The sequence below is a fragment of the Segeticoccus rhizosphaerae genome (assembly GCF_009192725.1).
Classification (GTDB): Bacteria; Actinomycetota; Actinomycetes; order Actinomycetales; family Dermatophilaceae; genus Segeticoccus; species Segeticoccus rhizosphaerae.
In genome coordinates this window covers 1-21,557 of sequence record NZ_VOHR01000034.1, presented here as the reverse complement: position 1 = coordinate 21,557, position 21,557 = coordinate 1, and the positions used below count along the sequence as shown (strand labels likewise).

The 21,557-nt window shown below is 64.2% G+C and carries 19 protein-coding genes; 6 read left to right on the top strand and 13 right to left on the bottom strand.

Features of this window, described 5'->3' with window-relative positions; all coding sequences use genetic code 11:
* The 4 genes from FRW57_RS04945 to FRW57_RS04930 all read right to left on the bottom strand — a co-directional run.
* A partial coding sequence (locus tag FRW57_RS04945) for an SDR family NAD(P)-dependent oxidoreductase (RefSeq protein ID WP_152185467.1) occupies positions 1–131 on the bottom strand: 131 nt, incomplete at its 3' end.
* 114 nt (positions 132–245) lie between these two features.
* Entirely contained in the window at positions 246–719 is a 474-nt protein-coding gene (locus tag FRW57_RS04940) for a hypothetical protein (RefSeq protein ID WP_137122405.1), read from the bottom strand.
* Between the two features lie 1,016 nt (positions 720–1,735).
* Positions 1,736–2,275, bottom strand: a complete 540-nt coding sequence (locus FRW57_RS04935; protein ID WP_152185466.1) for a GNAT family N-acetyltransferase — start codon at positions 2,273–2,275, stop codon at positions 1,736–1,738.
* On the bottom strand, positions 2,272–3,063 hold the full coding sequence (locus FRW57_RS04930; RefSeq protein ID WP_152185465.1) for a GntR family transcriptional regulator: 792 nt from the start codon (positions 3,061–3,063) through the stop codon (positions 2,272–2,274). The genes FRW57_RS04935 and FRW57_RS04930 overlap by 4 nt, the downstream gene beginning before the upstream one ends.
* 493 nt (positions 3,064–3,556) lie before the next feature.
* Between FRW57_RS04930 and FRW57_RS04925 the strand changes: the two genes are divergently transcribed.
* A complete protein-coding gene (locus FRW57_RS04925) occupies positions 3,557–3,826 on the top strand; it encodes a hypothetical protein (RefSeq protein WP_152185464.1) in 270 nt (89 codons plus the stop codon).
* Positions 3,823–4,269 carry a hypothetical protein gene (locus FRW57_RS04920; protein WP_152185463.1) on the top strand — a complete coding sequence of 149 codons (447 nt, stop codon included), beginning with the start codon at positions 3,823–3,825 and terminating at the stop codon, positions 4,267–4,269. The genes FRW57_RS04925 and FRW57_RS04920 overlap by 4 nt, the downstream gene beginning before the upstream one ends.
* Positions 4,270–4,468: 199 nt before the next feature.
* On the opposite strand, the gene FRW57_RS04915 is transcribed toward FRW57_RS04920, so the two are convergent.
* Positions 4,469–4,897, bottom strand: coding sequence for a very short patch repair endonuclease (locus FRW57_RS04915; RefSeq protein WP_152185462.1), 429 nt, complete (start codon positions 4,895–4,897; stop codon positions 4,469–4,471).
* Positions 4,898–4,950: 53 nt separating this feature from the next.
* Here FRW57_RS04915 and FRW57_RS04910 point away from each other — a divergent pair, with 53 nt between their 5' ends.
* A complete protein-coding gene (locus FRW57_RS04910; RefSeq protein WP_152185461.1) occupies positions 4,951–6,051 on the top strand; it encodes a DNA cytosine methyltransferase in 1,101 nt (366 codons plus the stop codon).
* A 146-nt stretch (positions 6,052–6,197) separates the two neighbouring features.
* Here FRW57_RS04910 and FRW57_RS04905 read toward each other — a convergent pair whose 3' ends face one another.
* Both FRW57_RS04905 and FRW57_RS04900 read right to left on the bottom strand, forming a co-directional pair.
* On the bottom strand, positions 6,198–7,130 hold the full coding sequence (locus FRW57_RS04905) for an IS3 family transposase (protein WP_162529266.1): 933 nt from the start codon (positions 7,128–7,130) through the stop codon (positions 6,198–6,200).
* A 2-nt stretch (positions 7,131–7,132) separates the two neighbouring features.
* Positions 7,133–7,432 carry a transposase gene (locus FRW57_RS04900; RefSeq protein WP_152185459.1) on the bottom strand — a complete coding sequence of 100 codons (300 nt, stop codon included), beginning with the start codon at positions 7,430–7,432 and terminating at the stop codon, positions 7,133–7,135.
* Between the two features lie 127 nt (positions 7,433–7,559).
* On the opposite strand from FRW57_RS04900, the gene FRW57_RS04895 reads away from it, so the two are divergent.
* On the top strand, positions 7,560–8,642 hold the full coding sequence (locus tag FRW57_RS04895) for a NaeI family type II restriction endonuclease (protein WP_162529265.1): 1,083 nt from the start codon (positions 7,560–7,562) through the stop codon (positions 8,640–8,642).
* A 40-nt stretch (positions 8,643–8,682) separates the two neighbouring features.
* Positions 8,683–9,405 (top strand): zf-TFIIB domain-containing protein, encoded by a 723-nt coding sequence (locus FRW57_RS04890; protein ID WP_162529264.1) that lies wholly within the window; start codon positions 8,683–8,685, stop codon positions 9,403–9,405.
* Positions 9,406–9,874: 469 nt separating this feature from the next.
* Here FRW57_RS04890 and FRW57_RS04885 read toward each other — a convergent pair whose 3' ends face one another.
* Genes FRW57_RS04885 through FRW57_RS04865 form a run of 5 tightly spaced genes read right to left on the bottom strand, consistent with a single transcriptional unit; the run spans position 9,875 to position 19,431 of the window.
* Positions 9,875–11,656, bottom strand: a complete 1,782-nt coding sequence (locus FRW57_RS04885; RefSeq protein WP_162529263.1) for a hypothetical protein — start codon at positions 11,654–11,656, stop codon at positions 9,875–9,877.
* Positions 11,653–12,753, bottom strand: coding sequence for a DEAD/DEAH box helicase (locus FRW57_RS04880; protein WP_152185455.1), 1,101 nt, complete (start codon positions 12,751–12,753; stop codon positions 11,653–11,655). The genes FRW57_RS04885 and FRW57_RS04880 overlap by 4 nt, the downstream gene beginning before the upstream one ends.
* A complete protein-coding gene (gene drmB / locus FRW57_RS04875) occupies positions 12,750–14,624 on the bottom strand; it encodes a DUF1998 domain-containing protein (protein WP_152185454.1) in 1,875 nt (624 codons plus the stop codon). The genes FRW57_RS04880 and drmB overlap by 4 nt, the downstream gene beginning before the upstream one ends.
* Positions 14,624–17,866: a helicase-related protein gene (locus FRW57_RS04870; protein WP_152185453.1), complete on the bottom strand. Its 3,243-nt coding sequence runs from the start codon at positions 17,864–17,866 to the stop codon at positions 14,624–14,626. The genes drmB and FRW57_RS04870 overlap by 1 nt, the downstream gene beginning before the upstream one ends.
* Positions 17,863–19,431: an NERD domain-containing protein gene (locus tag FRW57_RS04865; protein WP_162529262.1), complete on the bottom strand. Its 1,569-nt coding sequence runs from the start codon at positions 19,429–19,431 to the stop codon at positions 17,863–17,865. Before FRW57_RS04865 ends, FRW57_RS04870 begins: the two co-directional genes overlap by 4 nt.
* Positions 19,432–19,580: 149 nt before the next feature.
* On the opposite strand from FRW57_RS04865, the gene FRW57_RS04860 reads away from it, so the two are divergent.
* A complete protein-coding gene (locus FRW57_RS04860; protein ID WP_162529261.1) occupies positions 19,581–20,828 on the top strand; it encodes a sigma-70 family RNA polymerase sigma factor in 1,248 nt (415 codons plus the stop codon).
* 250 nt (positions 20,829–21,078) lie between these two features.
* Here the strand turns inward: FRW57_RS04860 and FRW57_RS22990 are convergent.
* Positions 21,079–21,557: hypothetical protein (locus FRW57_RS22990; RefSeq protein ID WP_162529260.1), on the bottom strand; the 479-nt coding region annotated here is incomplete at its 5' end.

Genomic DNA, 21,557 nt, shown 5'->3' with positions numbered 1-21,557 from the left:
TGCCGCAACGCGTCCGCCGCGTCGGGGCGGCGAGCCGTGGCGACGACGTGCCACCCGGCCTCGGCCAGGGCCCGGGCGGCGGCCAAGCCGATTCCGCTGCTGGCCCCCGTGACCACCGCGATCGAACCCATGTCGGCCCCTCTCCTTCTGGACGAGGTGCGCTCCAGTCCTGTCGACGGTCCTGGGACGACGTCGGACGCGCGCCATCGGCATCGTCCCAGATCTGGCGGGCTCCTGTCCGGAGGTCAGGCCTTGTCCTCGGGACGCCAGCCCTTGTCGTAGACCGCCGCGAGCCGGGTCAGGGCGACAGCCGCCAGCAGCAGGCCGAAGTCACGCAGTGCGACGTCGTAGAAGCCGGAGTACGTGAGCAGGTTGATGATGATGCCCGCGAGCCACAACGCCACGACATACGACGCATAGCGAGGCCGGAGGAAGACCAGGATGGCGGCGACCACCTCGATGCTCCCCACGATGACCATCGCGGTGTGCGCGCTGAACGGCAGCAGGTTGACGATCCACGGGGCCAGGTAGCTCTCCCAGTTGGTCATCAGGTTGACGTACTTGTCCAACCCCATCAGCAGGGGCAGGGCGATGAATCCGATCCAGAGCACGAGGAACGCGCCGTAGGCCGGCTCGGTCCGGGCGCGGTGAAGAGCGTCGGAGACGCCATGGACCGTGGTGGTGTGCGGGGTGGAGGGGTGAGCAGCGGTGGCAGCCATGGGAACCTCTTTCTAAACACAATTGAACGTATTTTTAGATTCCCACTGCCCGGGCCGCCTGTCAATGGCCCGTTGAGGTCAAGGGTGGAGGCGAGCCGACTGGGGGCGGAGCGGAGCACCATCGACCATCGACGCCAGCAGTCCGCCGGTACAACGGCACGAGGCCCCTTCCAGGATCTGGAAGGGGCCTCGTGCCGTGCTACGACGTGGTAGCGGGGGCAGGATTTGAACCTGCGACCTCCGGGTTATGAGCAGGCACGGCCACCGCTCAGCCGTGTCTTCGTGTGCCGCTGGTCCCCGCCATCCCGCACGGCTTCCGCCCTGGTGGCTCGTCTGCTGGCGTACGTTTCACCGCATCTCGGGCCGTCTCGGTCAGAAATCTGGTCAGAAGATCGGGGCCGCTCCTGGCTGACCAGCATCGCCTGTCGCCTGCCACCGATGCTGCGATTGGTTCTCCTGGTAGACCGCCTCGACCTGTGTCGAGCCGGTCTATGACAATCGGGGCGATAGGCCTTTGAATCAGCCCAGCGCTCACTGGCGACCGGGTTACGGCCTTGAGAGGGCGAATCAAGGGCGTTCTCGACCTGCGACGATCTGGCCAACATGCCCTGTGACCTGCGCAAACGCGCTTCAAGGCTTATCGGCGTTTCGCGGCGATTCTCGACGTCATGTGTACCGGTTGTGTACCAAAATGCCGTCGTGATGTCCGTGACGTGATCCTCCTAGCATGCCTGCTCTCTTTGCCGAGGGCCGGGCCTTCAGCTTGTGCGTAAGACTTCTCGTTGCACCGCCCTCTCAGTCTCTCTTCGCGGGTTTGGTGCACTCGACGACCTCATGGATACCGGAGCCTGGGGCACTCACGTGTCGCACCGCCCGGTCCAGGTGCCGCCTGTGGCCATGAGCATGGGGCCACCCGCTCGGATCCAGAGACAGCGGCTCAGCCAGCCAGGCCAGCGTGACCGCCCACGACGGCACCCGCCCGTTCCGCCACGACGGTCGACCGTGATCGATGAGAATCAGGCTCTCGGTGTCTCGCGGTGGGGTGCCGAGTCGGGTGTGGCGTAGACGGCTGCCGGTTCTGCTTGGCCGTGGCTGTGCGTGTGGGTGATGGTGCCGATCCGGACGCAGCCGAGGGTTTCGTAGAGCCGGATCGCCGCGTGGTCTTTGAGCATGACGTCGAAGGCGATGGCGAGGTGATGGTCTCGTGCGAAGGCCTGGACCTCGTGCAGGAGGAAGAGGCCGGCTCTCTGATGTCGGTGGTCGGGGTCGACGAACAGGCGGGCGGGGATGGCCAACTGATCGATGTCCCGGCCGGTGTGCTGCTGCCAGATTCGGGCGGCGTCGTCCTCGGCGCCGGCTCGGGCCAAGGTGGCTTGTCCTATCGGGCGGCCATCGACCAGCGCGGTCCAGGCGGCCAGGAGCCGGTCGGGGGTCAGCCAGGCGAGGGGGTCGGCGACGCCTTCAACGGGATACTTGTCGTGGTCGTGAACCTTGATCAGGGCGGCGGCAAGGGCGGGCAGGTCGCTGGTGGCGCGGGGCCGGACTTCGAGGCTCATGAGGCGTCCACGGGCATGGTGTAGTCCAACCCGGTGTAGTCGGCGCGCATCACGAACTCGGTCACCTCGAAGGGTCTGCGCTGCTGGTCGAGTCCGGTGTGCAGGACGACCAGGACCGGGACACCGTCCGGCAGCATCAGCCCCGTGGCCTCCTCGGGCGTGGGCATGCGAGCGGTGACCTCCTCGCGGGTGTAGGTGATCTCATAGCCCCGGTCGGCAAACCGTGCGTAGAGGTCTCCGGGCCCGAGTTCGTCGCTGCGAGCCAGCACGGTGCCCTTGGCGATCTCCCAGGGGATGTAGGTGAGCCCGACCTGCATGGGCTCGCCGTCCGCGAAATACCAGTTCTCGCGACGCACGACGCTCTTGCTGCTCACCTTGACACCCAGGCGATCGGCCACCGAGGCGGGCGGCACGGCGCGTTCGATGCTGGTCAAGTAGGCGTTGGGGATCCGGTTCTGGGCGAGTACCTCCGCGTGGAAGGGTGAGACCCCGGTGTCCTCGCGCAGCTTCTTGGAGTAGCGCAGCTGCCCGAAGCGCATCAGGCGGGGGGCTACCCGCACGAAGACGCCGCGACCGTGCTCGGCGGTGACCAGGCCGGACTCGGCCAGCTGGCGTACCGCTTCGCGCGCGGTGTTGCGGGCCACGCCGTGCGTGCTGGCCAGGGTGCGCTCCGAGGGGAGCCGGTCGCCCGGGGCCAAGGAGCCGTCTCCGATGGCGCTGCGGAGTGCGGCCGCGACCTGGCGGCTGGCGGTCTCCGGCTGGCGCCGATCCTTCTTCGTCTCGCTCATGACGCCCAGTGTAGAGCAGTGGCTCAAGCCAGTTGACACTGGCTTGAGCCAGTTCTATTCTGGCATTACTGGCTTAAGCCAGTGCGATGGGTGCTAAGAGAGCGGAGTCCAGACGATGACGACGTGGTCAAGGACACAGTCGCAGCATTCAGTTCCGCCCGTGGGGAGGGCCTTGTCGACGCGGACCGACCCAGTCGGTGGGATTTCGCCTGCAACGCCCCTAGCGCGACCGAGTGGTCCGCTGAGCCCCACCAGAGTGGCCGGCTGGACCATCCGGGGCGGTGCCCCGCCGACAGCTGCCCCCCGTCACACGCCTCTCCCCCAAGGCCCGCGGATCAGAACGGCTGCCGATCATGGCTGCAGCACCGCGGACGAACTTGCTGAGCACCTCCAGGCTGCCCTGTCCCGATGCCCGTCTCTGCATCGTCCCTCTTCGGAGCGAGACCAGCTGTGGGTCGCGGTTCTAGACGCGGTCTGTACCCGCGGATTCACGATGGCCTGCGCCCTCGGGTCCACCTGCCCGTGGACGATCGGCGGTGAGGACGCGCGACACGATGAGCTGCTGGCTGCCATGAACTGGCTCGCTCGGCACGAGCACGCCGCCCGACTGATGAGCGCCTCTGACCTGTTCCGACGCCTACGCGGGATCGCGGTCCGCGGCAGCAACGGCTCCGCGCGCTCCACTCAAGCCGATGCCGTGCACGGTATGACGGGACTGATCCCCGGCCAGCCAGCCCGCTTCGCCCCCGAGCCGGTGACATGATGGACACCTTCGAGGACTGGCTCACCAGGCACGGGCTGCGCGAGCAACTCGACGGCCTGCACATCGTGGCCGCGTTCGAGGTGATGGTTGCTCGCCTGGACAGCGCCCGCGCCGCCGGCGCTAAAGATCCCATGCGAGCGATCTCCACCCGTGCAGCGGGTCCCAACTCTCGGCTGGCCACCCGACGCATGCTCGAGCAACTTGGATACAGCCCAGCTCAACGCCGCATCGTTCATCGTCTGCTGGCCGGCTCGCCATCCGGTTGGCCAGGACTCCTCAGGCTCTACGCCGTCGGTGTAGAGCTCTCCACCAACCACCGGCGCTACATCGCGCGCCAGGCATCCGGCTTCCAGCGCACACGGCAGCGCCGCCCAGCCAAGACCCCACCCGCTCATGACCCCTCCGCCTGCGCCGTCGCAGGAACGCGAACGCGACCCGGCTGACGGCGCATCTCCAAACTTCCTGCTGAACATCGGAAGCGCTCTGACCTGCGGTTTTGTCGGTCCCAGGCCTGACCTCCGACCGAAGGCCCACTGCCCGCAAGCGACCCAGATTGGCCAGGAGGTTGCACGAGATGTTGCACGAGCTCTCGACGTCAAGAGACATTCGTGGGACCGGCCCCCGGCTCTGGATGCGCAGCTGTCATGAACGGAATCGGGCGCCCAGTGCAGAAAGCACGGCATTCACCGCGACGTCGACGGGTACGTGTTCCCAGATCCGCAGGACGTTCCACCCCCGGCCTCTCAGGAGCTCATTCGTTTCCAAGTCACGGACTCGGTTATGTGTCACCTTGTCGGCCCAGAAGCGTGCGTTGGCCTTCGCCACGGTGTGGTGCTCAGGGCACCCGTGCCAGAAGCACCCGTCGACGAACACCGCTACCCGGGCGCGCGGGAAGACGATGTCGGCGGTCCTCCTTATGGTCTTCTCAGGTCTCCGGTTCACGTAGTAGCGAAGCCCACGAGAATGAAGGGCTCGGCGAAGCGCCAGCTCGGGGCGGGTGTCTCGACCGCGGTTCGCCTGCATCGTCGCGCGTGCTGCGGGCGTGGAGGCCCAGGATTTCCGTTCGGCCATACATACGACAGTAGCGGCGAGCCTGCCTCGCTGGACCTTCAGGAGGAGCTAGCATGAGTCACGTGACCGAGCGCCCCACCCTCATCGATCTCTTCGCCGGGTGCGGTGGGATGACGCGGGGCTTCGTTGATCAGGGCTACCTTCCCGTCCAGGCCGTCGAATGGGATCTCGCCGCGGCCGCAACGTACGCGGCCAACTTCGGCGAAGAGCACATGTTTTGGGGGGACATCGCAGACTGGGTGACCGACGACATCCCCCAGGTAGATGTGGTGATCGGCGGACCACCATGTCAGGGCTTTTCGAACTTGGGCAGCAAGGACGTGAATGATCCCCGGAACAAGCTCTGGAAGGAGTACCTCCGCGTCGTCGAGGCGGCTCGCCCCAAAGTCTTCGTTCTGGAGAACGTGCAGCGCTTCATGCAGAGCAGCGAGTTCCAACTCCTTCTCGACGAGGCCGACCACGGTCTCATCTCGGAGTACACGCTTTCTTTCGGGGTCCTGTTGGCCGCAGACTACGGCGTTGCTCAGCGGCGGCCGCGGGCCATTGTCATTGGTTCGCGCATCGGTGAGATCCCCCTTCCTCAGGCGACTCACTCCAAAGGCGGCATCAACGGCCTCGCTCCCTGGGAGACCGTAAGGAGCCGAATTTTCGGTCTCGCGGAGCATCCCGACACCACCGAACTGCCAGCGAGTACGACCGAAGTCTTCGGGCAGACGGTCAAGGGCATCTTCAAGAGCAAGGATCTTCACTTCGGTCGCCAGCCTCGGGAACTGTCCCTTGCACGGTACGACAGCGTGCCTCCAGGTGGCGGTCGCTTTGATGTTCCCGACCACCTACTCCCCCGCTGCTGGCGCGAGAAGAAGACCGGCACCACCGATGTCATGGGGCGCATGCGGTGGGACGCCCCGTCACTGACCATCCGGACTGAGTTCTTCAAGCCCGAGAAGGGACAGTATCTCCATCCTCAATGGGATGCGGCGGCCAAGCATCGCGTCAACCGCGTGATAACTCATCTGGAAGCTTCACGCCTGCAGGACGTCCCTGAGGACTTTGTCTGGTGTGGGAGCAAGGTCGAGATCGCCAAGCAGATTGGAAATGCCGTACCCGTGGGGCTGGCCGCAGCCCTTGCGCGCCACCTTCGCGACCATCTCTGAGTCCTGGCAATCCCCTGAAACCGTGGAGATCTGAATTTTGTGGATCGGCTCCCCGGGTAGGGGCCTTTGGTCGGTGCCCGGAGCTGGTGTCAAGGCTGGCCGCAGGCCACCCGTAGGGCTTGGCCTTGATAGCAGCGAGGACGACGTCATGATGGCTGGCCTCCGGGGGGACGGGCCCGCGAGCCCGCGTCCGTGTGGGTGTGGGCGCCAGCCTGGTGGAGCGCGATCTCGTGGTCGATGGGTGACTTCATCGCCAGGGACGAGTGCCGCCGGTCCTGGTTGTACTCCTGGATCCAGGCGGCCACCGCGGCCCTGGCCTGGGCATTGGTGGCGAAGTGCTCTTGGCTGCGTAGCTCGAATTCCAGTGTGGAGTGCCACGACTCGATGACCGCGTTGTCCAGCCCGGAGCCTGGCCGGCCCATCGACTGGGTGACTTGGCACCGCTGGCAGGCCTTGCGAAAGTTCGCAGCAGTGAATTCGCTTCCTTGGTCGGTGTGTAGTACGACTCCGGCGATGGCCTGGTGGCCGCCCCGGACCGCGATCGCCACCTGCAACGCTGCGGTGGCCAGGCCCGCGTCGTGGTGCTCACCCATGGCGAAGCCGACGATGTGGCGTGAGCCCATGTCCAGCACACTGTCCAGGAACAGCTTGCCCTCGTCGGTGACCAGCTCGGTGCCGTCCCCGTACCACTTGCGGTTCAGCTCCTCGGTGTTGAAGTCACGCTTGATCAGATCCGGCGCCCGCCACCGGCCCTTACCCGGCCGGGTGGTCTGCCGCCGCCGCTTGCGCCGGCGAGCGACCAGGCCCAACTCGGCCATGAGGCCCGCGACCGTGTTCACGCTCACCGTCCAGCCTTGGTCTCTCAGGTCGGCGGTGATCCTCGGGGACCCGTAGGTGCCGTGATGCTTGCCGAACCAGTACCGCACCGCGATCTTCAACTGCTCCCGCCGAGCGTGACGCACCGACGGGTCGCCCTCGCGCCACTTGTAGAACCACGCCTGGCTCACCCCCAGCGCCCGGCAGCTGGTCGCCTGCGGCACCTGATGCTCTGCCCTCTGGGCGGCGATGAAGGCCGCCACGGCTACCGGCCCATTGCCTCGTCCACCCAAAGGGCCACCGAGCGCTTGAGCACATCACGCTGCATCCGCAGCTCGGTGTTCTCCCTGCGCAGCCGGACCAGCTCCGCCCGCTCGTCCTCACTCAGCTGCTCCTGCTCGCCGTCGCGTTCCCGGCGAGCCTTGGCCACCCAGTTGCCCAGCGTCCCGTCGTTGACGCCCAGGTCCCGGGCGACCTGAGCGATCGGCTTACCCGTCTCGAACACCAGCCGCACCGCGCCAGCCTTGAAATCCTCATCGAACTTGCGATACGTCCTCGAACCCATCACCGCCTCCTAATTGGCGATGTCTCCACGTTACGAGGGGAAGCCCAGTCCGCCGTTCGGGGTGGCCGGTCACCGAGGCGCAGCCATGTGAGAAAGTTCCATGGTGGATCCGGACTTCTTACCAGGGATGGACGAGAATGAAGCAGAGGCCATCGCTTCGCTCGACGAAGAGAAGTTTCCGCTCCGCCGCCGTCATCGCGTAACACCGAAGGAGCCGACAAGAGCTGGTCGCCCTTCGGAACAGCTCGGGCCCACGTGGTCAGGCACCGAGGAGCAGCCGCCTACACCTGCCGAGGATCCCGATCTCTGGGCCGTGCATGCGGCGATCCTCGCGCTGGACCCGACTGGAGCGCGGATCGCCTATGCCATCCGCGAGTCCTTCGATCAGGCGTACGACGGCCAGAGAACCGGCCGGTGGGACTACTCCCAGTTGATGAAGACGGAGAAGACGCACGTCGGAACCCTCGTTGAGATCTGGCTTCAGCGCGAGCTGGAGCTGGAAGACGGCGTGGACCTCGACTATCGCATCGCCGGGAGCGACGTCGATGCGAAGTGGTCGCGTAACCTCTACGGCTGGGAGATCCCCCTGGAGATGTATACGACGACAGAACAGATCGCGCTTCTCCTTTGGGGCAACGAGTACACCCGGCGCTGGGCTGCGGGCCTGCTTCGCATCACCGACAGTCTTCTGAAGCCGCCAGGCAGGCAGCGGGACCGGAAGCGCCATTTGAACGATCGAGGCAAGGACCGGATCTTGTGGCTGCACCAAGGCAAGCCCATGATTCCCAACACTCTCCTTCACCTACCCGGCGACCTCGCATGGAGAGTGGCCAAGCAGAAGAGCGGCCAAGCCGCGGTGAGTATGCTCTTCCGTGAGGCACAGGGACAACTGATCAACCGGGCGTCGGTCGATGCCGCTGGACAGCAGGTCGATCCGCAGAAGAGGGTACGGGACGCGAGGAAGCGCCTGGCCGGCGAGGGAATCGTCGTCTTCGGTCACTATGCACCTCATCCGGATCTGGCGGAGACTCTGGGCCTGCCTCGCCCGACTCTGGGTCGCTTCGTCAGCACCCGCGTCTCACCATGGCTGCCCGAGGATGTTGAACCATCCGTGACCATTGATGGAAGACGCTGGCGTCGCTCCCGCCAAGACGACCCCGTCATTCGTGCGCCGACTCTCCCTAAGCAAGGCGTGGAGCCATCCGAGTGATGTGCTGCGCGGCTACAAAGCTGTTCGGAGGTGGACCAATTTGTCTGCATTGCTGCTTCTAGCCGCGGGGGATGACCGGGAACACGGAGGAAACGACGGGTACGCAGATGACCCGGACAGTACCTACAGGTGGGATTCGACGGTTGCCCATCACGCAGAGGTCGCGGTGGGCGACAAGATCGTCCTGTGGGACAAGCGCACTTCGCTGGGGGTCTCTGTCATCGAAGACTGCACCGTGTCTTCGATGGTCAAGACGCTGAGCAAGTGTCCCCACTGCGGAAGGGCCGGCATCAAACGGAGAAGATCGAAGGTGCCTGCCTACAAGTGTTTCAAGTGCCAGGGGCTCTTCGATCAGCCCACCCTTGTGACCAAACTGGTAACAACGTACGAGACGAGCCACGCATCCGGGTGGATCGACCTGCGGGACATGCTGAGCGGGGCACAGCTGCGGGAATTGTGTCTGCACCCGAGGTCTCAGCAGAGTCTTCGTCCACTAGTCTGGCAGAAATTCGAGGCAGCTGTGGAGCACTCTGGGACGCCGGTGATGCTCAACGCGGTGAACTCTTCTGAGCGCCGCGTCGTGGGGGGTCATACGGATGCGACTGTTCGTGTGCGAGTGGGCCAGGCCACATTCCGAAGCAGAGTGCTGGAGGAGTTCGGAGCGATTTGTGCCCTTAGCGGACCAGCCCTCTTGGTCGCCTTAGAGGCTGGCCACCTCTACAGCTACGCCGCCGCCGGACGACACCACTCGGGGGGGTCCTGATGCTCAGGAGGGACGTACACCGACTCTTCGACCTCGGCCTGCTAGCAGTGAACCCGGACACGGAGACAATCGACGTGGACGCCCAGCTTTGCAACTATCCGGTGTACCAGGCACTCGCAGGCAAGCCCGTGGCCGTGAAGCTACGGCCAGTGCACATCAAAGGCGTGGCTCCGGGCCCACTGGCATCAGAATCGCTCCGTTGTCTAGTGAGCAAATGTGCCCGCGCGCTGCTCATCCAGCGCCGCTGCCTACACGACGAACGCAGCGAACGCTCCGGACATGAGACCTGGCGGGATCGGGTAGAGCATGCCTTCGGGCGGCCAGGTCGGCCCACCATCACGAGCCACAAGAGCAACAGCTAAGGCCACTCCTGCGCGGCCAACTCCGGAGGAACCCCTGGATCCTATGCGTGGGCGCACCGCCCTTGGTCCTTCGCAAGGTCTTGCCTCAGCTTAGGTAATCTTGGGAGTCATTCCAGCAGGAGCCCCACGGCAGCCGCCTTGATAGGCCCACGCGCGTCACCGAGCCGTCGAACGAAGGTTTCCTCGTCCACGTCAGTCTCGATGCTCACGCTCTCCGTCGACGTGATTGTGATGAGCGACTCTCCAAACTGGACGTCTGAGCCGGCTGGAACACTCGCCCGCACCAGGACAGGCCAGCCGAGTCGGCGGGAAACGGCGATGCGCATGGGCTGACGCGCCTCGGCACTCAAAGACTTGTAGATCGATACCGGGTCTGGTGCGAGCGGCATCGAGCTTTGCAGCTCGGCGCCGTCGAGCCGCAACACCGTCGTGGTGTCATCGGCGACGAACTGGGCGGCACCCAAGCTAGATGCCTCGCCGTTCGCAGTACGAACGGCCCACCGCGCCGTGATGTCGTCCAAGGCGAGGCTGCGCAGCGTCACAGACTCGCGGGCGACTCCGCGCAGTCGACCAGCCAAGATGGCGGCCACCACACGGCTGGTCTCGTCGGCGTGGGTTTCCTCGAACGGCCAGGCGAGGAGTTGACCGAGGTCCGGACGCAGCAGAACCATGAGGAGGGATTTGGCGGCCACGTATGGACTGCCAGGGTTGCGGAAGGGCTCGAAGTCCCGCTCGATGTTGATCAGTTCGCGTACGCGCTGCAGGTTCCGGTCAACGATACTCTGTGCCTCCGCGCCCGGCCTTGCTGCAAGGATCTCGTCCACAACCGTGTCAAGCACGTCGGTCGGGCTCCATGACTCGGCCTGATCGCATGCACCCAGCACGCGGTAGGCCGTCTGAAAGATTAGCCTGTCGGCCAGCTCGACATCGGTTTCGGAGCCCGGCAAGTGCGATTCGGTGGTGAGTTCAGCCCAGGTCAACCACGGGGGAAGCAGGGTGTCATGCGGGAGTCCGGTCGCTCCGAGCATTCCGGCTGCGACAGCAAGCGACTCGCCGCTGTCGGCCCCTACGACCGCGGCGCTGACGGCGCCGCGGACGCGGTCAAGATGCAGCCAGTCCTGGGCCGGTGACTCGGCCGGTGGCGTGATTGCTGGTTCTACGTCTGAGTTCGACGCGAATAGCTCCGGGCTGACCTGTAGCAGATCGTCATGCGGGTGGACGTTGCTGTACCCACGAGCGCGATGCTCGCGGAGCGACTTCGCCTCGCGGAAGTGAATCGCCTTAACGTCGGAAAGCAGTGCTGCGCGTAGGTAGACCAGTGGGCCCTTTGCTGGCTCGCCGCTCAAGACAGATTCGGACAGTTCGACAAGCACGGGCGCACCGGAGCCCCGTTCGGCGACCACCCGCTCGATCAGCGATGTGGGTGGTGGACCAACAAGCACGGGGACCCAACCGGGTGCCAGCTCTAAGAGATCGGCATAGTACTTGTGGAAAGATTCGCGCGGCGCGAGCATTCGCGAGCTGAGCACGCCGTTCAGGTTCATCCGGTTGGTCAAGAAAAACAGGCGGGGTGGCCTTGGCTCGGAGGACGCCTCGGAAGTGAGCTCAGCAACAGGCTCAGGTTCGGCGGCGACATGAGACGGTGTCTCGATTTCGGCCTCCGTCATGGCTCCGGGGCGCGGCACGGGCGCTGGGTCTGCAAGTTCCACAGCCTCGATATTGCTGTTGTGCTGACCAGCTACCTCCGGCTTCGGCAGCCGTTCTGAACCATGAGTCTCGTCGGGCGCGGATATCGCGATCCGGGCAGCCGGATGCTTGCATGCGGACTCGTGGGATTCGAGCTCCTCGCCCAAGAGTCCGTCGATGTCCAAGTGCGCTTCGTCAGTCACTGTTCCTGCACCAAACCCTTCAGGTCCGCGACGATGGCTGGCGCATCCGAGACGCCGCTCCAGGACAAGTACAACTCGTCTCGCGCTCTGGACATCACGACGTAGAACATCATGCGGGTTGCTGCTGATGTCGGGTCGACCGTGACCTGTTGAAGCTCGGGCACGAACAGAGTATCGAACTCAAGGCCCTTCAACGACTTGTAGTGCACCAGTGTCACGGTCGGCAAGTCGAAGTCAAGCAGGTTGTGGGCCCGATTCCCGGAGATGTACTGCTGCACCGGAGTAGCCAGCTTACGGGAATCCAACTCGCGGTAAAGACGCCGCTGAATGTTCTGGTTCGGGCATGCGATACCGATGTTCAGGTTGGAGCGTGCCTTGGCGTAGCGGGCAACGAAGTCTGCGAATTCATTGAGGCCCGCGTACCGGCGCAGGGTCGGCCTGTCGCCGTGTCGATCAGGCGGGGCCGGGATACCCGTGGAAGTGCCGGAGTAGTACGTGGCTGCAACAGCGGCGATCTCGGCGGTGTTGCGATAGTTCCTTCGCAGCTCGAGGTGTTCCCGCGCGGAGATGGCTGCCTCGATCTCGCGCAAGGTCGTGTTCTGGTCGAAGAGTTGCTGGTTCTCGTCGGCGAACACTGTGATGTTCTTCGCGACGAAGCGCGCGATGCGGAAGAGGCCGAGGGGCAGGTCCTGACCCTCGTCTACGATGAGATCAAGGAGGGCGCCCAATTCGGGCGGGTTAGTCATGAACTGCTGGGCTATCTCTGCCCAGTCGTGGTCATAGGAGTTGCCTGCCATCGTCGGTGGGCTGGTTCGGTAGTGTCTACGCCAGAAGTTCCAGAACCAGCTGTGAAAGGTGGTGACATAGCCAGCGACGTCAACCTCGCTGGCGGCCTGCTCCGTGTACTGCTTGAGCACCTTGGAGTACATGAGCACCGAAGGTTCACGATCATCGAAGGTCAGCACCTGGGCGCGGTAGAGCGCCATAACCGACTTCCCCGTTCCGGGTGGACCACTGACGATGTAGTTGCCATCGAGGTCAAGGTTGTATATGAGGTCCTGTTCCTTAGACAGGTCCTCAAAGGCAGGCAGCTTCACCCGATGCCCCTGACTCCCTCACCTGCCGCAACGATGGCCGCGTCGAGGACGGGCTTGAAGAAGCCCTGCACGTGGTCGTTGCCAATCACCATCGCGCGGTCGAGCAGATAGTTGCCACTCTCGCAGCTCGTCTCAGCAACAAGGGTGCAAGCATGGCAGGCCGCGAAGTTCAGGCTGGCAAACGTCGAAGCCAGATTCTCGCTGCAAAGGGGGTCAGAGGAACACCACATGGCGTCCTGCAATGCTTCGAGGATAGTTGCTTGCAGGTCGGGGGGCTCGCCTTGCCGCACGAGGCCACCGAGCGTGCCTTCGGAGTCGCCAGCGGCAGTGTAGATCAGGACGCCGGCCTGCTTTGCCGTGCCGTCCACTTCGAGGCTGCTCCGGGCGTAGATGCGCTCCCTCAGACTGGTGGCGGCGTAACCAGACTCAAACGCCAAACGACGAATAAGGAGGTGAGCGAATGTGTGCAGCAGCACATAGCGCGGGCTGAGAATCGGCCCGGTCCGCTCCCGCAGGCGGGGTGCCACAAAGGAAGCATCGAGGCGCCGGTCGAGCTCGGCGACGCGGCGGCGTACACTGTCTTGCTCCTCCCACACAGTGAGCCGGTTCTCATCCAGCGATAGGAAGATGCCCTCACCGCGCACTTCCATTGCGGGAAGCCAGTTCACAGTGTGTTTCAGCGCGGCCTTGACCAGAGTGTCCTTGCCACCGGGTGTGACCCGATGGAAGCCCTCCAGCGCCCGAACCTCGCGGAGCCGGTCAGCCAACACGACCTTGTCGATGCGGTCCGTCAGCAATGAGGTGATCTCATCGACCTCACGGGGGCCCACGGTCAGTCCGACGTGCCGCGTGCGGAAATGCAGGTCATCGGAGTTGTCTGAGGGTGTCAGGAAGGCCGCCCACTCCTCTGCGAGCAGGTCACCAGGCGTCGCTTCCACGGCGGTCGCCATACCGGCCTCGCGCTGCTTCTCATCGCGGGCCAGTGCCCTCACGAAGTCTGGGTCAACGCCGTGCCCGCTGGCCAAGGTCTGCACCATCATGTCAAACATCGGAGCACTCTCGTTAACCGTCAGAAGCGGCCGGAAGAAGGCGTCGGCCTTGATCGTCATCGCCGTCTCGCTGAAGGCATCGGAACGAGACGGATTCGGAATCTCGATGGATGAGTGCACCAGCGGGAAGTAGACGTTGCTAGCGCCTCGCTGGACAGCAAGCGGAATCTCGCTGCAATCCTCACGATCCTCGAACCGTTGCCAAGGCTGGCGACCACTGCACGAGATGCCGATCGATTTGAGCGATCCCTTTGCCGTGATACCCATCAGGTTTCGTCGGCTGTGGCAGCTCTGGCACTGCACTTCGAGTGTATCGAGACCGCCAGCCCCCCTACCCGGTAACGTCCTGAAGAACAAGTTGTCCTTCTGACACTGTCGTGCCTCGGGACTTGGGTTCCGAGAGTGAGCCCATCGCCGCCAGTCGACGTCGTCCATGTGGCCCTCGGGGCAGATCTGAATCCAACGCATTGGAACCAGCGGCTGGCGCTTTGGGCAGTTGCCGCAGGTTGGAGCTTTGCCCTTCTGCTCCAGCGAGCGCTTCCACCGAGTCATCCGACGGCACTTGGGGCAGAACAGCCAGGTGGGGAATCGGGAGTAGGGGATGCCTGCTACTGAGGGTGCCCAAGCGTTGCTATCTACAACTGGCGCAGCCCGGAACTGGGCGACGCCAAGCGCCGCCGCTAGACGATCGCTCTGGATCGTCTCGCCGCGAGCACCCCATCGGAAGATGTCGCAGCCAACCAGCGACTCCCCCTTGAAGTCGAAGATTGCGCCGACGCCGAACGGAATGATCGTCTGTGACTGCCTGATCTTGCGTTGCATTAGGTGCTCGTCCCCCCCGATGCGGCACCGTGATCCACCTCGATTATCGACTCCATGTCCACGTTGCGCATGGAACCGAGGGTCGGCCACGCGTCGCCCTTGGCGTTGAACTGCTTGATGAGATTGATCTGCCCCTTGCCGCTGGATCGGTAGTACAGGAGCTTGCTCTCGCCCTCGGCTCGCCGAGCGCGGTCGATCCAGTCGTCGATGAACTTGTTGAGGTAGTTCTGCGCGCCGACACGCTCGCGCGGTTCGACACGCTCCACGACGTCGATTAGTGCATCGGCCAACGCGCGCACCGCCGCAACGTGGTTCGCGACCTCGCCAGCTCTGCCATCGCCAGCCAGACCGAGCTTGTGGCGGACGAGGATGACCAGCGCCGCGTGTAGGGCTCGTTCGCGGGAGGGAGGTGAGTACGGCGTGACGCTGGTCGGCTCGACATACCGGTACAGCGCCGAGTGATAGGCACGGAAATTCTCGTAGTGAGAGCGGTCGCGTGGCTTGGTTGATCGGAACAGGCCGAACACCAGGCCCGGCGCCGACGAGCGCCCCACGCGGCTGGTGGCCTGGATGTACTCGGCTGTTGCCTTGGGCTGACCGTTCATCAGCATAAGACCCAGGCGGGGCACGTCCACGCCGACTGAAAGCATGTTGGTGGTGGCCAGGAAGTCCACGCAGTGCTGGCTAGAGCAGGACAAGTTGAGGCGCTCAAGGAGTCGCGGTTGCTGTGCACGCGGAACCGACGACGAGAGTTCATCGACGTCATAGTCACGCCTCGGTCGTCCGACGATCAGGCCCCCAAGGCGGGAGTGAATGTCGTCGCGGGCGATCGTGACGGTACGACCTAGCTCACGCAACGAGCTGTGGTAGGCCACGACCGTCCAGTATGCGTCCCGCGCACCGCCGGTCAGGCCGAGGTCAACTGGCGCTTGCAGAAGGGCGGCGCCTGAGTGCGCAACGGCGGTATCCGAGGTGTGACCCTGCGCCATCATGCCGACGTAGAGCCGGCCCGGTACATCCTCATCCACGCGTGCAAAGTAGGAGTTGTCGGCGTCGACACCCGAGGGCGGGAAGAGGTCAACTGGTCGGCCGAACAGCCCATTGATCTGCGCTGAGGCGCGGCGGATCGTCGCTGTTGAGGCGATGACCTTCGGCGGCCGCCCCTCCGACTCGCAAAGGAGGTTGATAGCCGCCTCATACAAGCCAACTGTCGTTCCGAGCGGACCGGTCAGCAGGTGCAACTCGTCCTGGATGATGAGCGACGGAGGCAGCGTTTCGCTGACTCGGCCGAACAGCTTGCCCGACTCCGGTACCCAGGCGAGCTGGGCGAACTTGTCCACCGTCCCGAGAAGGAATGTCGGCGGGCTCTCGTACAGTGCGTCGTCGATGACCAGCACAGGCAGCTCGGCGTTGAACTCGCACTTGCTCGACGTGCAGCGGAACCTGAACGATCGATCGGTAGACGCAATGCCGTAGTCTGCGTCGTCGTCGCTGTGCTCGCGGGGCACGATCTCGGTCCCACACCATGGACAGCGCTCGAGGAGGAAGCGGTCGTCGGTTTCGCCTGCGTCGCGCAGCTCATCGAAGCGCTCCCGTGCCTGCACGTAGTGGTTGGGCGTCGTCGCCTCGCCAACCCACAAGCCGACCGAGATTGGGTCATCACCGAGCTTGGGCGTTGCATTGCGTCGAAGGTGCTCACAGGCGGCGATCGTCGACGCTGTGCGCTGAAACTGCTGAGCGGTCAGCAGTGACAGCGTGTACCGGCTTAGGACTGCCGTACCTGCGCCCTTCGCACCATCCAACAGCCGGCGACGGAAGATCTCAAAGGCAGCGACCAGCAGATAGGCTTCGGTCTTGCCACCGCCGGTGGGGAACCAGATGAGGTCTACGACGTCGCGGTCCTCATGTTCCGGTTCAACCAGACCGTGCAGCGTGGTCAGGAAGAAGCCGATTTGGAAGGGGCGCCACTGAGCGCCGTCGGGGTAGTCAGTCGGAAGGTCTGGGGCAGCACTGCGCGGATGCCGTGTGCCAGCCAGGTCCTTCTCACTGTGCCGCATCTGAATCAGCATCGCTCGGTTGGCCAGTCGGAAGGCCGCGATTAGTTTGGCGCGGTCAGGGTGACTGGCGAAGACCTGCACGCCGTCACGCATCCGGTCCCGGGCACGCTCCAAGCGTCTCATTACCTGCTCCGCGGCTGGGGCGTACTTCTCGCCGAGGGTCGCTGCCTCAGCGGACACCTTCTCGATCCAGTCCGCATAGGGTTCGACAAAGGTATCGAGTTCGCGGACAAGTTCGTCAGCCGACACAGAGTCATCTGCGAGCCAGGCAATGTCGAGTGCCTGCGCCGTGTCGCCGTCGGCACTGACGCGCGGAACGACATACGACGGCATGACCTCTGAGCGGACGGCGTGGACCCTGTTGTCCGCCTCCTTCCACTCTGGCGAGCAGCCGTGCCCGATGGCGAACACCCGAGACCGACGGTGAGCGAGCCGCAACTCCTGTTCCTCGGGATCGTGCGAAGCCATCGCTACCGAGGGGTATTCCAGCACCTCACCGCCATCGGTCACTCTCACGTCGAACTCGACCTGGAGAAGCAGGTCATCCCATGCTCGCTCGGGATGCTCGTCTTCGCTCGTGCGTGCATTAACCAGCGTAACCGTGACGAGATTGCCGTGAGGGTACTTACGCCACCGGGCATGCAGCTCAGCCTTGCCACCCCAGATGGACTTGGCGTCGGCATCTTCGGCGCTGAGCGACACAGTCGCCTCGTCGAGCGGGCTGCGCCGCCAGATCCGCCTCGAGCCGGGAGCCCTCCTCCGGGGATCTTCGTCCTGCTCCTCGGTGGGACCGCCGTCCTGAACCTCCTCGGCGATGAGTGCTTCCTCGGCGGTCTTACCGCTCAAAGTCTCGTACTCGGCCGCACGAGCCTTCACCGTCAGTGAGGCAGCGGTGGTGAAGAAGGATAGCCCTTGGGAGGCAGGCAGGAAGTCGTTGGCCGCCGATACGGGGTCATCGCTGAACTGGCTTTCGTCGCCGCCAGCAGTCGTGGCCAGCTCGTCCTGCTCCTCACCCTCTCGCTCGACGTAGCCGGCGAAGGACACCTGGCGTGGGAACAGGACGCCCATGAGGTATCGGCGGTTCGGCGGGTCGAAGATGATCTCGTTCGGTCCAGAGAAGGGACCGACGAGCTGGCGCCTCACGTAGGCCACGAAGTCTGCTCGAGTCTGAACAAGCGACGTCATGCGCCGACCTTGTTCAATGCCTCGAGCGCCGCCGCCGCGTGGGTCTTGTAGAGCTCCGCGACACGCGCGCCGATAGCGGGGGTGACGGCGACCCACAGTCCGGCTCGCGGACGGCTCAGGGCTACATACAAGAGGTCAACGTCCGTCTCCGACTCCAATGTGTCAATGTCTATCACGCACACAAACCGGTTCTCCAAGCCCTTGATGTCCACAGCCGATGCCCATGTCAGCACGTCCCCTGGCCAGCTGGTCGCCGAGTCTTTGTCTAGCAGACGCAGCTTCCCCTTTCGTGCCTGGCGCAGTCGCCGGGCGGCGCTCGTATCCCAATTACCCCGAAGCGAGACGATGGTGACATGGCCCACTGACACCTCCTGCTGGCGCAGGGAACGCAGGTGGGCCTCCAGGGCCGCGGCTTCGCTTTCCGCGTCGCTAACCTGGGCGAACGTCACCTCGGGCCCAGAGCCCGCGGCGGACACGCCGGTGTCCGCGCCTGTCAGAGCCCGCGTCTGGAAGACAATCTCACGAGTATTCCGGCAATTTGTGCGCAGAGTGGCGGGCACCGGGCTGAAGGACTGGACGAACTGCAATGCATCAAGGTCGAAGTCTCCGTACAAATGCGCCTGTCGGTTCTGGTCCATGAACATCACCCATCGGCCATCACTCCAACCGCCCGAGAGCGCGCCTTCCATCCGATCTAGGCTGTCGAAGTTCATTAGGTCCTGGGCCTCGTCAATGACGACCACATCGAAGACCTGGTGTGCCGGAATGCCGGACAGGGGTCTCACGGCAACGCCGGTTCCGGTCAACAGCGACGCGGCGAAGGACGCGAGGATCGGGCTCCGACAGGTGAAGAGCACCGAGCGGCCGGCGAGACCCTGCCTCCGCGCTGCCTCGATAGCAAGAAAGGTCTTGCCGGTCCCGGCGCCCCCGTTGCAGATGACGCGCGGGGCCTCGCTGATGAGATCGAGTCGCGAGAACTGCTCGTCCGTCAGGCGGACGAACGCGGAATCCAGGGTGCTGGCACGAGCGTCAAGGAGGGGTGATCGGTCGAAGCTTGGCCGCAGCTCCTGCAGAAGCTTGCTCTGGAGGTGCTTGTCGATCAAGGCCTTCTCTGGTTGACGCGCCCGCCAGTACGCCGTCGCCCGGTTGACCACCTTGGTGAATTCTCGTTGAAACTGGCCACGTCCGCAATACGTCTCGGCGTCCCACTCAAAGCTGCTTAGCGCCAAATCTACGTCGGGCGTGACGACGAGGAAGCCGAAGGCCACACCGTCGACCTCTGCACCGATGCGCTGTCTCAACCGATCACGAAGGGCATACATGCCGCTGGTGACCTGCCTGAAGGGACCCTCCCGGTCTTGTCGGAAGTGCCCGCTACGGTCGCTGTACGTCCACAGCCCATTGCTACAGGAGACCTGAGCACCCTTGACCTCAACGACCAGCACGAGCTCGTCAAGCACGAGCACAAAGTCGAGCTCTGCGGTGAGCTTGTACTCGTGCGTCGGGAGGTTGAGGGAGTGGAGCGCCCTTCCACGAGAACTAATCGCCGCCAAGGCGTCGAACACGCGGCATTCGGATGAGGTGGATAAGTCCGAGCCAAGCTCGGCCGGTATCATTTTCAAGCTCGCTCCCCGTCAGTGCCTCTGTCATGTGATTCTGCCCGACGCCGGATGCCGTGCGCAAAGGTATGGGCTCGACCAATGGGGATCGCACAGTGGACATTGAGTACATCGGTCGCGTACTCGCCCGACTCAAGCCGTTTGTGCGTGATCATGTCATACGTCGCACCCGAATCGAACGAGTGCTGGCTACGTTGCAGGAGCCGACGGATGAGATTCGCCGCGAAGTCGAGCGACTGCTCGCGAAGGCTGGTATCGCCATCGAGGAGGACGCGCCTCCGGTCGCAGCCCCACAGGCGCGTCCCCCGGCTGAGCCCACCAGCGCCGCCAACGACCCTGGAATGGACGCGCCCCACGACCTCGGTGCGGTGCACAACGACGACGCCGTCACGGCGGCCCGTCGCCGACTGGAGCGCGACAGGTTCATCACGAACCATGCCAGAGTGCTTCTGCGCTCTGAAGAGGAAGTCGGGCTTGCCATTCTGGTACGGGGCGAAGCGGACAAGCCGCTCGACCAGGGCGATTTCGCCCGACTGACCGGAGAGTCACGGCGGGCGGCGGAGTGCTTGCTGCTGCACAATCAGGGACTCGTGCACTCGGTTGCCCAACGCTACGCGCCTTCCGGGATGGCGTATGACGACCTCTTTCAGCATGGCGTCATCGGACTCATCCGGGCTATTGAGCTGTTCGATCACCGCTTAGGCAACAAATTCTCGACATATGCAATGAACTGGGTGCGCCAATCGATTAGGCGTGGCATCGCCAATGAAGCGAGGCTTATCCGCTTGCCTGTTCACATAGTGGATCGCGTGCTCAAAGTGTGGGCTGTTCGCACCCGTCTCACCGTCGCCTCCGAGACCCCGTCAGTACATCAGATCGCTCTGGCGTGCAATTTAACGGACACCCAAGTACGGGAATGCTTGCGGCTCGGACCGCACGATTTCCTTTCCTTGGATACCCCGATTGGCCCCGATGGCGAGTCCACCTTGGCTGACCTGCTGGACCTTGCCGATCCCGAGCTCAACCCTGAGCGTGAAGTCGAGTTCGGGTTTCTCCAGGACGAGCTACATACTGTGCTCGATACGCTCAGCGAACGCGAGGCAGGTGTCGTATCCATGCGCTTCGGCCTCACCACCGGAGAGCCAATGACACTGGAGGAAATCGGCAAGATATACGGCGTGACGCGTGAGCGCATACGCCAGATCGAGAAGCAATCGATGAGCAAGCTGCGTCATCCGTCGCGCAGCCACGTGCTCAGGCCATACATGTACGGGGGAGTCGAGAAGTCGACGGCTGAAGTGGACGAGGTTTCGGAAGATGCCACAGAGAAGGTTACCGCGTGAGCTTCTTGGGCAATTCAAGGGGCCGTTACCACCGCATTACGGACGTAGGCTCGAGCCCACTCAGGCTCACCGGCCATAAAGTTGGGCTGAGTGACCTTGGGCTCCATGGGATCTAGCGGTTCGGCAATCCCAGGAAACCTCTGCTTTCAAGATTCGTCAGGCTGCTCTCAATGCGTGAGATTGCTAGTCCTGCAGCCCTGCCATACCCCCTAGACTTTCTCGTGACCTTGCCCTAGCAGCTCCGGCCGGATCAGTGGCGAAGCGACTCCAAGCCTGGGTGCGTCAGCAATGCGGCCGGCCCATAAGTGCAGGCGACAGCGGCGACCGCGATGACGGGGGCGAAGACGCCAGTGAGCGCTATCGGTGTGCCGTCGGCGTAGTCGAGGGTGATCTGCGCGGCCGCGAGATTGATGTGCAGGCCGGTGAGGTGGCGCCAGGGCAGGGAGGCGAGGCAGCCGGAGTGGAACCGGCACAGGAGACGCTGGTCGGTGACCAGGACGGTCGCCGTGCTCGGGGTCGCCCAGGATCCGCGACTGCGGATGGACAGGGCGAGCGGGACCTGGCGGTAAACGGCCTCGCCCGGCCACAGGACCACTCCTGCGGCCATCGGGTCGAACGGTGCGCGCGGTCGGCCGCGACCGAGCTCGATGGCCAGCGCGCGGGCGTCGTGGTAGGCGAGCTCCCGGTCGTGGGCCAGTCGCTGCCGGGCGAGGCGTGACTGGCCCACGA

Coding starts and splice junctions, on each gene's coding strand:
- FRW57_RS04935 (WP_152185466.1), bottom strand. CDS start 2,275: ATGAGCCTCGAAGTCCGGCCCCGCGCCACCAGCGACCTGCCCGCCCTT.
- FRW57_RS04925 (WP_152185464.1), top strand. CDS start 3,557: ATGGCCTGCGCCCTCGGGTCCACCTGCCCGTGGACGATCGGCGGTGAG.
- FRW57_RS04920 (WP_152185463.1), top strand. CDS start 3,823: ATGATGGACACCTTCGAGGACTGGCTCACCAGGCACGGGCTGCGCGAG.
- FRW57_RS04870 (WP_152185453.1), bottom strand. CDS start 17,866: ATGACGTCGCTTGTTCAGACTCGAGCAGACTTCGTGGCCTACGTGAGG.
- FRW57_RS04910 (WP_152185461.1), top strand. CDS start 4,951: ATGAGTCACGTGACCGAGCGCCCCACCCTCATCGATCTCTTCGCCGGG.
- FRW57_RS04930 (WP_152185465.1), bottom strand. CDS start 3,063: ATGAGCGAGACGAAGAAGGATCGGCGCCAGCCGGAGACCGCCAGCCGC.
- FRW57_RS04900 (WP_152185459.1), bottom strand. CDS start 7,432: ATGGGTTCGAGGACGTATCGCAAGTTCGATGAGGATTTCAAGGCTGGC.
- FRW57_RS04915 (WP_152185462.1), bottom strand. CDS start 4,897: ATGGCCGAACGGAAATCCTGGGCCTCCACGCCCGCAGCACGCGCGACG.
- FRW57_RS04895 (WP_162529265.1), top strand. CDS start 7,560: ATGGACGAGAATGAAGCAGAGGCCATCGCTTCGCTCGACGAAGAGAAG.
- drmB (WP_152185454.1), bottom strand. CDS start 14,624: ATGCAACGCAAGATCAGGCAGTCACAGACGATCATTCCGTTCGGCGTC.
- FRW57_RS04940 (WP_137122405.1), bottom strand. CDS start 719: ATGGCTGCCACCGCTGCTCACCCCTCCACCCCGCACACCACCACGGTC.